This window comes from Flavobacterium urocaniciphilum, from assembly GCF_900110615.1.
GTDB classification, from domain to species: Bacteria; Bacteroidota; Bacteroidia; order Flavobacteriales; family Flavobacteriaceae; genus Flavobacterium; species Flavobacterium urocaniciphilum.
Genome location: NZ_FOEI01000002.1, coordinates 279,160 through 292,434, shown reverse-complemented (window position 1 = coordinate 292,434; position 13,275 = coordinate 279,160). Strand labels below are relative to the sequence as shown.

The following is a 13,275-nucleotide window of genomic DNA, read 5'->3' as shown; positions in this document are numbered from 1 at the left end:
AACAACTACAACAACAACACAACTAACCCATTGTTTAACCTTATAGAATTAAATTTATGATTCCACAATTATTTGTAGAAAAAATCGATTTAGGTGATGGAAGAAATATCACTATCGAAACAGGACGTTTAGCAAAGCAAGCCGATGGTTCTGTAGTTGTTAGAATGGGCGACACGATGATATTAGCAACTGCTGTATCTGCTCGTAGCGCAAATCCAGGAGTGGATTTTTTACCATTAACAGTAGATTATCGCGAAAAATTTGCTGCCGCTGGTCGTTTTCCAGGAGGTTTCTTCAAAAGAGAAGCACGTCCAAGTGACAGTGAAATTTTAACTATGAGATTAGTTGACCGTGTATTACGTCCTCTTTTCCCAGACGATTATCATGCAGAAACACAAGTTATGATTCAGTTAATGTCTCACGACGAAGAAGTTATGCCAGATGCATTAGCAGGTTTAGCCGCTTCAGCAGCATTAGCCGTTTCAGACATTCCGTTTTACAATTTAATTTCTGAAGTACGTGTTGCTCGTATTGATGGAAAATTTGTAATCAACCCAAGCAGAGAAGAATTAGACAAATCTGACATCGACATGATGATTGGAGCTTCTAGAGATTCAGTTTGTATGGTTGAAGGAGAAATGAAAGAAATTTCAGAAGCAGAAATGGTAGAAGCTATCAAATTTGCTCATGATGCAATCAAAATTCAAATTGACGCTCAAGAAAGATTGAGAGCTGCAATTGGTGCTCCAGCATATAGAGAATATGAAGGAGAAAAAGAAGATGAAGCTATTTACGCTAAAGTAAAAGCTGCAGCTTACGATAAAATTTACGCTATTGCTCAAGAAGCTTCAGCAAAAAGTGAAAGAGGAGAAAAATTTGCCGCTGTTAAAGAAGAAGTTAAAGCTTTATTTACTGAAGAAGAATTAGCTGAAAACGGAGATTTAGTTGGAAAATATTTCTACAAAACAAACAAAGAAGCAGTTAGAAATGTAATCTTAGAAAAAGGATTACGTTTAGATGGTAGAAAAACTACAGATATCAGACCAATTTGGTGTGAAACTGATTATTTACCAAGAGTTCATGGTTCTTCTGTATTTACACGTGGAGAAACTCAGGCTTTAGCAACTGTAACTTTAGGAACATCTAGAGAAGCAAATATGATTGATTCTCCATCTGAACAAGGTGAAGAAAAATTCTATTTACACTATAACTTCCCTCCTTTCTCTACAGGTGAAGCAAAACCTTTAAGAGGAACTTCAAGAAGAGAAGTTGGTCACGGAAATTTAGCACAACGTGCTTTAAAAAATATGATTCCTGCAGATTGTCCTTATACTATTCGTGTAGTTTCTGAAGTATTAGAATCAAACGGTTCTTCTTCAATGGCTACAGTTTGTGCGGGTACAATGGCATTAATGGATGCTGGTGTTCAAATGACTAAACCAGTTTCTGGAATTGCAATGGGATTAATTACTGATGGTGAAAAATTTGCGGTATTATCTGATATTTTAGGAGATGAAGATCACTTAGGAGATATGGATTTTAAAGTAACAGGTACAGCAGAAGGTATTACTGCATGTCAAATGGATATTAAAATTGACGGATTACGTTATGATATCATGGAACAAGCGTTAGATCAAGCAAGAGAAGGTCGTTTACATATTTTAGGCAAATTAACTGAAACGATTGCTACTCCAAGAGCAGAAGTTAAAGTACATGCACCAAAAATCATTACAAGAACAATTCCTGGAAACTTTATTGGAGCTTTAATTGGTCCTGGTGGAAAAGTAATTCAAGAATTACAAAAAGCTACAGGAACAACTATCGTAATAAACGAAGTAGACGAGCAAGGTGTAGTTGAAATTTTAGGAACTAGTCCAGAAGGAATTGCAACTGTTTTAGCTAAAATTGACTCAATCATTTTCAAACCAGAAGTTGGTGAAGCATACGAAGTTAAAGTAATTAAAATGTTAGATTTCGGAGCTGTTGTAGAATATACAAAAGCGCCAGGAAACGAAGTTTTATTACACGTATCTGAATTAGCTTGGGAAAGAACTGAAAATGTTACTGACGTAGTAAATATGGGAGATGTGTTTATGGTGAAATATTTAGGTGTAGATCCAAAAACGAAAAAAGAAAAAGTTTCTCGTAAACAATTATTACCTCGTCCACCAAGAGAAGAGAAAAAAGACGATGCTCCAAAAGCATAATCATTTTTAAATATTTAAAATCCCGATAATTTTACATTATCGGGATTTTTTTTGTAGGAATTTTTATAATTTTACATAAATTTTTAAATACACATCTTTAATTTTATGAAAAAGTTAGTTTTTATTACTTTTATATTTTTCCCACTATTGGCAATGTCTCAAACATTAGAATTTGGTCCAACTTTAGGCTTACATGCCTCTAGTATTGATGATGCTAATTTTTTTATTGACAAACCATCCATTGGTAAAAGATTATGGAATGTTAACAAAGGATTTCAAACTATACTATACTTTAAAGATCCAAAACAAACTTCTACAGGGGCAATTACGTTAAATTTTCACAATACCGATTATGGCGTAAGAAGTGACAAAAGGCAAAACTTTTACTCTTACAATACAAATTCATTTGATATTGGATATCGATTTTCTGGATTTCCTGATTATGAAAAAAATATTAGGGCGTATTTAGAAGCAGGTTTAGGAATAAATTTATTCGACACATCAAATTATTATCATGGTTTAACCGAAGAAACAGATGCTTTTCCAGAATTAAAAGAAGCAATAGCATTAAAAGATAAAGAATTAAAACTAGTATTAGGTTTAGGATTTGATTTTAATGTGTTTAAAGATTTCATTTGTTTTACAGAATTAAAAGCAAGTGGCGGTTTTACTAATATTACACAAAACGATGGAGCTTATATAGACACCTATTTTCAATTAAATACTGGATTAAGATACATTGTCAATTTCAAGAAAAAAGAATCAAAAATTGAAGAATAACAAGTACATAATACATTATACTTTATAAAAACTGAAACCTGAAAAATAAATTTCAGGTTTTTTTTATTATTTAAAAGCAACCTTTTCATAGTTTCAATAACTAAATATTAGAACCAATAAAAACAATAGTATGAAAACTCTAAAAATTTATTCTTTAGCTACAATTTTTTCAGTATTATCATTTTCATGTGATAATGAAAATTTAAATGAAGACACAACTTCACCTACCAATCAAAATTTGATGACATTAAACAAAAAAGTTATTCATCAAACGTATGAATCAAATCCATCAGCAGATTACACAAGAATTCAATACTATTCAAACAATGAAGTTATTGCAGATACGGTTTTCAATTATTTGAATGAATGGACATCTCGATATATAAAAGTTACAACTGGAAACGCCATTAACACACAACAATTAAACACGAATGGTGAAATTATTTCTCAACAAGAAATAACTTATGACAATCAAGGAAGAATTATACAAAGAAGAACAGATTTTCCAAATAATGTAATGGTAATTTCTTTCGAATATAATTCTGACAATTCAGTTATTGCAAAAGCAACAAACACTTTAGACAATAGTGTTATTAATTTAGGAACTTTCTTCAAAAACAACGATGGTTTAATCTACAAAAAAACGCCATACAATTCCACTGGATCAATTGAATTAATTTATGACGGATTAAAGCCAACAGCAATGACATCACCAACTCAAACTCATAATTTCGATTATTTTACAAATCCAATGCCGTTAAATATTTTAAAAACCACCACCCAATTAAACAATATGGCATTGAGCAACTTAACTTTAACACCAATCGCACAATTTGGAAACTTTTATTACAAACCAGCTGGAAATAATTACATCGCAAATTTTAATTCTAACAATTATTTAGAATATACCAAAACCACAGACATAAACAGTACAAACAACACTCAAATGGTAAGAGAAACATTTTATTATTACAATTAATTTAATTTTTTGAGGCAACCTTTTCATTTTTCTGATACTACTATATACAACCAATAACACACACAATGAAAAAGCTATTTAAAATACTACCGATTTTATTCTTTTTATTAAATTCTAGTTGTCAAAATAACGATTTTGATGATGCATTAAAGCTTCCAGAAGTTATAAAAAAAGAAGATGAATTATTTGAACTTATTCAATACATGACAAATGATGAGACAGATCCAACAAAGTCAATTACTTGTGTTAAATTCATTTATCCATTTCAGCTATTTATTTACAATCAAAGCATGCAAATAATAGATCAAAAAACATTAACTAGTAACGCAATGTTTAGTAATATTTTAGAAAATTTACCTAACAACAATTTCATTAGCATTAGTTATCCTTTACAAACAACACTACAAGATGGCACCATTTTTACTGTAAATAACAATGCAGAATTGAAACTTGCTATTGATGCTTGTTCGAAAGAAGACATTATTGGTAACTGCGGATGGTCATTAGCTGGAAACCTAATACCATGTGGCTGGGAAGTGCCTTTTATTGACGGTCAAAACAACGATTTTGCAGGTGCAGTTTTAACGACAAATTTAGACGGGACAATGGAACTTTACCATCAAAATCAAATCTATTACGGAACTTGGTCTTTCCTTTTTATTGAAAATAATTTATTTTTTAATGTGAATTTTTCTGGTATTTCAGCAGTTTCAACTGGATGGAATTTCAATTATGAAATCTTAACAATGGATGAAAATGTAATTGAAATTAAGGCCAATAATATCGTAAAAACATTAATTAAGGATTGCAAGGATGATGAAGAATATGAAATTGGAGATCTTGGTCCGAATGACGGAATTATAGCTTATAAAAAATCTGAATTTAGCAACGGATGGCAATACATTGAAGTAGCACCAACTGATTTTCCAACAGAAGAATGGGGTTGTATGAATTCAAACATCACCAACGCTCAATTTAGTCAAATTGGAACGGGATTACAAAATACATACACGAATTTAAACTTTCATACTAATTTAAACAATTATGCCACTAATCCATCAATTTGTAGTAATCAAAACAATGGAACGTTAATTAGTAGAACAGCTAAAAATGCATATATAGGAGTATCACATGATTGGTTTATTCCATCAAAAAATGAGTTACAACAAATATATTCTAATTTATCACCATTAAATTTAGGTAACTTTGAAAACGCAAATTATTGGAGTTCGACAGAATCAAATACAAGTAATGCAGTTGTTATTAATATGCAAACTGGAGTTGAATCTATTGTAAACAAAAATAGTTCTCAAACAAAAACTAGAGTAATTAGATATTTTTAATTTTTAGAGAATTGAATAACTTAAACGAAATCATATTAGGTTGCCAAAAAGGCAGTAAAACTCATCAAAAAGAGCTTTACTGTCTTTACAGCAAATTACTTTTCAATTTGAGTTTGAAATATTGCTCTTCTTTTTCGGAAGCTGAAGACAATTTACATGATAGCTTTATCGAAATATTATCCAACATAGACAAGTTTAAAAACACAGGTTCTTTTGAAGGTTGGATGAAAAGAATTACCATTAATAAGGCCATTTCAAAATTTAAAAATTCCATAAATTTTGAACCAACTGAAAACTTAATTTATCCTATTCAAGATACAGATATTGAAATACATGAATTGGATATTAGTTTGGATAAAATGTTAGCCCTTATACAATCCTTACCCAATCAATACCGATTGGTTTTCAGTTTATATGAATTAGATAATTATTCGCATAAAGAAATTGCAGAAATGCTTCAAATTTCTGAAGGCACATCCAAATCCAATTTATTTAAAGCCAAAAATATTTTAAAAAAACAAGTATTAGAATTCAAAAGTAAAATCGTTCAAAATGGATACTAAAAAAGATATAGGACAATTTTTTAAAGAAAACCTAAATCAAATGGATTTTACGCCAAATGATAATGGTTGGAATAAAATTGAAGAAGAATTAGATCAAAAAAAGAAAAAAAGAAGAGCTTTCTTTTGGTTGTTTTTTGCAGCTTTTTTAGCAGGATGTATTTTTACTTTACTTCTTGTGTATTCAACAAATTGGATGGATTCAGATTTTAAAAATCAGAAAAAATCTGACTCTTTTGAAAAAAATTCAAATAGTAATGCGAGTTCTAATTCTAATATAAATTCTGATTTAAAATTTGAAAACTCAAATTCCAATAATCAAAAAATTAAGAACAATTCAAATACTAATATTGTAAATAACAGTTCAGAACAAACTACAATAAACAACAATCAAAATAACAACAATTCAGAAAATAATGAATTGAAAATAAATTCGGTTTCAAATCGAAATAGAATTAAAAATACTATTAAGAACAATAATTCAAACATTAATAATTCTTATAGTACTAATTACAATTCCAAGAAAAATTCAAGAAAGAAATCAAAGAAAAATTACACAAAAGACGCTTTTAAATTGGAGTCTAATTCCAATACTAAAGTATTTGCTCAGAATAATAAAAAATCATCTAAAAAGAAAAACAACCAATCAACAAAAGAAAATACAATTGGAACTGATTTTAATAATTCAAATTCAAAAGATAATATTGCAATAAATAATGCTCAAACTGAAAGTAAAATTGACACCACAAAAACAATAATTACTTTACAAGAAACTAAAGATACATTAGCAATTGCTGCGGCTTCAAAAAAGCAAATTAAAAAACCAGAGCCTAAAAAAGAGAAAGATTCAACTGAAGTAAAACCAAAAGAAAAAACCAATTCATTTATTGTTTCACCATATTACGGAACTGGTTTATTTCCTAAAAATCAAGTAAAAGGAAATTTCAATTCCAACAATCTTGTTTCGTCTAAAAATGAACAATACGGAATATTAATTCGATGGATGACTAGTAGAAATTATGGACTTCAAGTTGGAATTGGTTACATCAATAATTCAACTGTGACTGAAATTGAAAAAACGAATTCCAACAATATTGTTTTTAATGATGTAAATAACAATTCAGGGGTAAGTTTCTCATCATCAAACAAGTTAATGATGCATCATGATTTAAGTATGTATGAAATTCCATTAGAGTTTTATTATAAAATATTAGACAAGAAAATTGGATTTGCTTTATCTTCAGGAATTAGTCACACCATTATTAAAGAAAATAGTGTTTCTATTAACAACCAAAATGAAACTATTGAAATTGGACCATTGGAGACATTAACCAAAAGCAATTTTACTGCAAATTTAAAATTCTATAGTTTTTATAAGTTTTCAGATAAGTTACAATTTGAAGTATACCCAAGTTTCCATTATCATTTTTTAAATTCAATGAGAAGCAATGATTTAAACCCTTCTTTATTTTCAATTAGAGCAGGTATTTCGTACCAATTTTAAATTTTTATAACATTTAACAATCAATTAGTTACATATAGTTTTTTTCATATATTTGTGTACCAAATCTAACAAACATGAAAACTAACTTTACACTAACTATTGGAATAGTATTGCTATTTCTAACAAACACAACTGCATTTTCGCAGACCTTTATTCAAGGTTATCAAGATGTTGTGAATCAAGTTTCACAAGCTAACACCACAGCAAATTTAACGAGTTTCGAAAATTACGGAATTAAAGTTCGAGGAAGTGCTGCTCAAACCAACACCTTAAATTGGATAAAAAATAAATATTTAAGTTATGGTTATTCTGCTGCACAAATTGTTGAAGATCCATTCACCTATACTGGTTCAACTGCCGTTTGTAAAAACATAATTGTAACCAAAACCGGAACGTTATACCCAAACACTTTTGTTATCATTTGTGCACATTACGATACAATAACTGGAAAAGGAACAAACGACAATGGTAGCGGAACAAATGTATTATTAGAAACTGCTCGATTATTACAAAGTATTCCAACGGAATATTCTATAAAATTCATTCATTTTAGTGGTGAAGAAGACGGATTAAAAGGGAGTCAGCATTATGTAACTAACGTTGTAAATCCAAACAACTTAGATATTAAATTGGTTTTTAATATTGACCAAGTAGGTGGAGTTGCCGGACAAGTAAACAACACCATTACTTGCGAAAGAGATGAAAGCAACACACCAACTACGAATAATGCTCAATCTAACACTATTACTAATGAATTAATAACTTGTGTTGGATTATACTCTACGTTAAACACTAACTTATCTTATGCTTACGCATCAGATTATATGCCTTTTGAAGATAATAACGAAATTATTACTGGCTTTTACGAAACAAATGAATCAACGGTTCCACATACTGCAAATGATTTATTAATAAATATGGACCCGGTTTATGCTTATAACGTTACTAAAGCTGCCGTTGGAGCCATGTTGCATTTTGCAGTTGCCAATACTTCAGCTTTATCAAACGAAGCTTTCAATTCGGAAAATCAAATTACTATTTATCCAAACCCAGCAAAGAATAATCTTTTTATCAATAAAGGAACTTTAGACGCTGATAATTATTCAGTAAAAATAGTAAGCTTAAATGGTAAAACAGTTTTAGAAAAAGAGTTTACAAATTCTAATTTAACAGAACAATTACCAATTTCTGAATTAAGCGCCGGAATTTACATGTGTGTGATTTCGACAGATTCTAAACAAATATTTAAAAAAGTAATTATAGAATAAGTTTATTGTCGGTAATAAATACCAAACATTATACTTTGACTTCCAAAATTGGGTTCAATTCGATTTTCAAACAAACCATATGGTGTAAATTGATAATTGAATTGCAACCCAACATTTTTTATATTCATTTTTATTCCTTGAGAGAATTGTAACGTTGTTAATGCAAATTCATAGCTTTTCTCGCTACTTTCAGCATCATAATTTCCATTTATTATATCTTCATATCTTTTATGATTGGCGTCATAAAACATTGTTGCAACACCAAAACCCGTAAACCATTCTACATTATTTCGTGGCGATACATTTGAGAAAGGAAAAACTTTTGCAAATCGGAAACCTAAATTCCCACCAAATCTTCTTGAACCAATCGAAAAGACAGAATCCTTGTACTTTACATTAATATTAGAAGCATTATTCGGTATCACCACATTCAAACCAATATCTATAAAATCATTGTTTTTAATTTTACTTCTAAACCAAAATCCATAACATTGTGAAACATCGAACTTATTACTCAAATTACCAATTGGTTTTACTAAACCAACTTCAATATAAACACGTTCATATTCTTCTTGTTCTTTAAGTAATTCATATTGATTTAATTTTTCTAGTTTTTCTAAAGAATTCTGACCCATCAAAAATTGCAAACAAAACAAACACACTATTAAAATATACTTTTTCATCTTTTTACCAATTTATAAAAGGCATCGACCTTTTGTTGTTAATATTCCACAATCCGAATTGTAATCCGCGAGATTTCGACATGTTTAAAATTCCAATTTGAATACCCGAATTTGTTGCCGAATAATTATAAAATCCAAGTTGCAATCCATTTAAAGAACACGTTTCGTTAAACAAACCCAACATTACTCCGTTTAAGTCATTCGTTCCGTTGTACGCACCCAGTGTAAGTCCGTTAATTTTATCTGCTTGAACACCTAAACCTGTAATGGAAATTCCGTTTATTTTATTCATCTTATTAAATGTAGAAATCGTTAAACCGTTTACATTTACAGATGTGGTAAAGCAACCCGAACTAATATTCAAACCATTCATTTGGATCAAAGGTTTCGATTTTTCAACTCTAACAATTTTCAAACTATCTTTATCAATATTCATTTTATTTTGTTTGATAATTTCCGGCAAATACAACACAAATAACGGAAGCGCTAGAGCAGTCGGATTGACTTCTAAATTAATGCCGTTAATGGTTTGTTTATCTATAAATCGACTATCGTAATGCCCTACTCCAACCACTAAACCATTCACTTTATCTACTCTTTTAGAAATGGGCGACAAACTAAATATTTGAGAATGTGTCGCATATCGAATTGAATCTTGACTGAACATATTTGAAAAACTAAATAATAGCAGTAATAAAATTTGCTTCTTCATAACTTATTTACTTTTAAAAACATATTGTTTACTATCGGAATTTCCTGCTGCAAAAAGCATAAACATACCCGAATAATCATAATGCCTGTTAATTACTAATTCTTTATTTTGCGACAAACCAATTCGCAATCTGTTTACACGGTTTTTACAATAAAATGGTGGTAAAATGATGCGTTTTTTATCTAGAAAAACTTCGAAATAATTCTTTTTAAATTTGCCTTTATAAGTAGTTATTTCATTTCCTCCTAAAACATTTTTATAATGAATTTCAATTTCATCGTTCTTATTGATTTTAACTTTAACCAATGAATCTAGATTATTGATCCCGAATAATTCCTGTATAGAAACTTTATATTCTGTTTTCTTTTTAATGTTTGAAACGGAATGAAATTCACCTAAATTTTTAGAAGAAATTGGCACCAATTCTTTGTCTTTAATCTCTTTATATGATTTGCAGGAAAAGCACCCAAACAAAATCATTATTAATATTTTGTTCATAATAAAGAATTTAAATTGATATTAAAATGAATACTGTTTTTAATCTGTATCTGATTAATTATTTTCGAATAGTGAATTAAATCTTTAGCCGTACTACTTTCAAAGTTGACCGCTATTTTGGTGACTTTAATTTTAAACTTTTTCATAATTTTTTCATTTAATTACAATTCAAAAGTATTTTAATAATCACAAAATAAATTGCGCTAAATAATTATTTGTATATTTGATTTTGCGAAAATCACAAACAATGAATTATCAAGAAATCCTTTTAAAAGACATCAGAACAAAAATTGACAAAGAAGTTTCTTTAATTGATGAAGTTGCCACAGCTTTAAGCATTAGCTATGATGCAGCACACAGAAGAATCTCTTTAAAAAGTAAATTCACTATTGAAGAAACAGTTTTGTTGTGCAATTATTTCGATATTTCAATGGATAGTTTATTTCGGAAAGAAGATAAATATGTGTTAGATAAAACGAAGACCATCAAATCGATTAGTGATTTTAAATTGTATTTAGAAAAATCAGCACAACTTTTAAAAGATTTTAAGGCGAATAATTCAACTGTGTATTATTCCGCCAAAGACATACCTTTACATTATACTATTGGCGGCACATTACTTTCTAAGTTTAAAATTTATGTTTGGTTGAATATTTTAACTGCAGAACAAAATTTAAGTTTTGAAAACTTTAAAATAGAAGAATCGATGCTTAATGAGTCTTCACAATTAGTAACCGTTTTTGAAAACACCAATCGCGTAGAAATTTGGAACGACACTACTATTAACAGTGCTTTACAACAAGTTTTTTACTTTTTTGAAGCGGGTTTACTCAACTACAATAATGCAAAACTAATTATTGAAGACATTAAAAATATCATTTTAAATATTGAAAAAAAGATACAAAACAATACTTTAAACTTCGACATTTACTATAACGAACTATTAGTTTTAAACAATACCGTTTTATTTACGAATGAAAAAAAATCAACTTTTTTTATTCCTCATAACATGTTGAGTTATTATGTAACTTCAGATACTAAAATTTGTGTAGACGAAAAAGAATTTATCATCAATCAGTTGAAAAACTCCAAATCGATTAGCAAATCAGGCAAAAAAGATCAGAAAATATTTTTCAACCGTATGTATCAAAAAATTGATTTTTTCACAAATAGGATAGATAATTATTTAGTGGAGTAATTAAACATAATCGGCATAGTTGTTGTTCGCAATACAATATCAACTAAAACCACTTCACTATGCACACAAGTAAACACACATACGGTAGAAAAAGCCTCACTCCCAAAACAAAAAAGTTACACCCAAGAGTAGATTTAACGGCTATGGTGAATTTATCTTACTTATTAATCATGTTTTTCATGTTACAAAGTTTTATGAAGAAACCTGAACATATAGATTTATCATTGCCTGAACATAATACTTGTGGTCCTGATTACCCTGTTTGCGGTGGAGAGATCTGGAGAAACCTTACTCTTTTATTAGGTGAAAACAATAAAGTGGTTATGTATTTCGGAATGGCACAAAGTCCAATGGAAGAACCAAAAGTATTTCAAATAGATTCTAAGGAATTTACAAATGAATTCAATCGAATCAATCAATATGTACTTGAACGTGTTGTTAGTCCAGAAAAAGAAGGATTAACTGTAATCATTAAACCAAGTGACAAATGCCAATATAAAAACTTAATTAGCGCTTTAGACGCAGTTAATTTAATCAAACCAAGAATTTTTACGGTGAGTCATTTTATAAATTCTGACGAACAAAAATTATTAGAAAAATAAGTAAATCTTTCTAAATTTGTTCAAAACAGTACATCATGAAATTCATTACCAACAGAACGATAATTATTAAATCATTAATTGCGGCATTATTCATTTTAATAATTAAAAATTTCGTTTTTAAACATTTGAATTTATACGGTCAGGATTTTCACGATTTAATTGAATTGTCTGATATCACTATCATCTTTACTGGTGCTTTTTTTGTTTTCGGATTATTATTAGCGGCAACGATGTCGGATTTCAAAGAAAGCGAACGAATTCCTGGAGAAGTAGCTTCTAATTTAGAAGCCATAAAAGATTGGATTTATTTAGCCATAAGAGCACCAAGAACCGGAACATCCGATTTATGCAAAGAAGAATTAGACAAAGCCCATTTACGTAATGAATTACTCGCTATAACTGACGGTATCATTGATTGGATTTACTCGAAAGAAAAAGATTCCAATGTAATTTTTCCATTAATTAGAAAGTCGAACGAAATTGCCTATTATTTTGCAGAACGCGGCTTAGATAAAGAAGCGATTAAAGGCATTCAAGAAAATACAAATGCCATGCGTAAACAGTTAACTCGTGCCTATTCCATTTCTCGAAATAATTTCATAAAACCGGCTTATATTTTACTTAAAAGCATCTTATTTATAGTAATGGCATTGTTATTAATTACAAAATTTAAAACAAATCCAGCAGATTATTTAGTTACCTCCGCAGTTACTTTTTTATTTTGTTATTTGTATCTATTAATTAGAGGCTTAGACGATCCATTTGACATTTCAAATGATGAAATTGATGTCGATTTAAAACCAATCGATCGCTTTAAGCATCGTTTACAAAATGATTTTTTAAATTAAAATTTTCTTAAAAAAATATAGATTTTAACATTACTTCATCCGATAAAGTGTAAAGTGCATAATTTTTTCTTAAAAGTTGGTCACTTAACCACA

13 protein-coding genes are annotated in these 13,275 nt (G+C 29.3%); 10 read left to right on the top strand and 3 right to left on the bottom strand.

What is annotated here, in order from left to right:
* Positions 1-56: 56 nt before the first annotated feature.
* The 7 genes from BMY86_RS05530 to BMY86_RS05500 all read left to right on the top strand — a co-directional run bounded on the left by BMY86_RS05530 (position 57) and on the right by BMY86_RS05500 (position 8,641).
* The gene (locus BMY86_RS05530; RefSeq protein WP_091466247.1) at positions 57-2,207 is read left to right on the top strand and encodes a polyribonucleotide nucleotidyltransferase; all 2,151 of its coding nucleotides are present in this window, start codon (positions 57-59) and stop codon (positions 2,205-2,207) included.
* Positions 2,208-2,312: 105 nt separating this feature from the next.
* Positions 2,313-2,987 (top strand): hypothetical protein, encoded by a 675-nt coding sequence (locus BMY86_RS05525; protein WP_143065606.1) that lies wholly within the window; start codon positions 2,313-2,315, stop codon positions 2,985-2,987.
* 130 nt (positions 2,988-3,117) lie between these two features.
* Positions 3,118-3,966, top strand: a complete 849-nt coding sequence (locus BMY86_RS05520; protein ID WP_091466243.1) for a hypothetical protein — start codon at positions 3,118-3,120, stop codon at positions 3,964-3,966.
* 65 nt (positions 3,967-4,031) lie between these two features.
* Positions 4,032-5,309: an Lcl C-terminal domain-containing protein gene (locus BMY86_RS05515; RefSeq protein ID WP_091466241.1), complete on the top strand. Its 1,278-nt coding sequence runs from the start codon at positions 4,032-4,034 to the stop codon at positions 5,307-5,309.
* A gap of 107 nt (positions 5,310-5,416) precedes the next feature.
* Positions 5,417-5,872, top strand: a complete 456-nt coding sequence (locus BMY86_RS05510; RefSeq protein ID WP_245745606.1) for an RNA polymerase sigma factor — start codon at positions 5,417-5,419, stop codon at positions 5,870-5,872.
* Positions 5,862-7,373 (top strand): hypothetical protein, encoded by a 1,512-nt coding sequence (locus BMY86_RS05505; protein WP_091466236.1) that lies wholly within the window; start codon positions 5,862-5,864, stop codon positions 7,371-7,373. Before BMY86_RS05510 ends, BMY86_RS05505 begins: the two co-directional genes overlap by 11 nt.
* A gap of 74 nt (positions 7,374-7,447) precedes the next feature.
* Positions 7,448-8,641, top strand: a complete 1,194-nt coding sequence (locus BMY86_RS05500; protein ID WP_091466234.1) for a M28 family peptidase — start codon at positions 7,448-7,450, stop codon at positions 8,639-8,641.
* Between the two features lie 2 nt (positions 8,642-8,643).
* On the opposite strand, the gene BMY86_RS05495 is transcribed toward BMY86_RS05500, so the two are convergent.
* The 3 genes from BMY86_RS05495 to BMY86_RS05485 are packed head-to-tail and all read right to left on the bottom strand — an operon-like array spanning position 8,644 to position 10,534.
* On the bottom strand, positions 8,644-9,324 hold the full coding sequence (locus BMY86_RS05495; RefSeq protein ID WP_143065605.1) for a hypothetical protein: 681 nt from the start codon (positions 9,322-9,324) through the stop codon (positions 8,644-8,646).
* Positions 9,325-9,328: 4 nt separating this feature from the next.
* Entirely contained in the window at positions 9,329-10,036 is a 708-nt protein-coding gene (locus BMY86_RS05490) for a hypothetical protein (RefSeq protein ID WP_143065604.1), read from the bottom strand.
* A gap of 3 nt (positions 10,037-10,039) precedes the next feature.
* Positions 10,040-10,534 (bottom strand): hypothetical protein, encoded by a 495-nt coding sequence (locus BMY86_RS05485; protein WP_143065603.1) that lies wholly within the window; start codon positions 10,532-10,534, stop codon positions 10,040-10,042.
* Positions 10,535-10,781: 247 nt separating this feature from the next.
* Between BMY86_RS05485 and BMY86_RS05480 the strand changes: the two genes are divergently transcribed.
* From BMY86_RS05480 to BMY86_RS05470, 3 genes are read left to right on the top strand one after another with little or no spacing between them, the layout of a single operon-like run.
* Complete coding sequence (locus tag BMY86_RS05480; protein ID WP_091466224.1) at positions 10,782-11,732, top strand: hypothetical protein; 951 nt, start codon at positions 10,782-10,784, stop codon at positions 11,730-11,732.
* 59 nt (positions 11,733-11,791) lie between these two features.
* Positions 11,792-12,334 carry a biopolymer transporter ExbD gene (locus BMY86_RS05475; protein ID WP_091466221.1) on the top strand — a complete coding sequence of 181 codons (543 nt, stop codon included), beginning with the start codon at positions 11,792-11,794 and terminating at the stop codon, positions 12,332-12,334.
* A 35-nt stretch (positions 12,335-12,369) separates the two neighbouring features.
* Complete coding sequence (locus BMY86_RS05470) at positions 12,370-13,182, top strand: hypothetical protein (protein WP_091466219.1); 813 nt, start codon at positions 12,370-12,372, stop codon at positions 13,180-13,182.
* Positions 13,183-13,275: the final 93 nt, after the last annotated feature.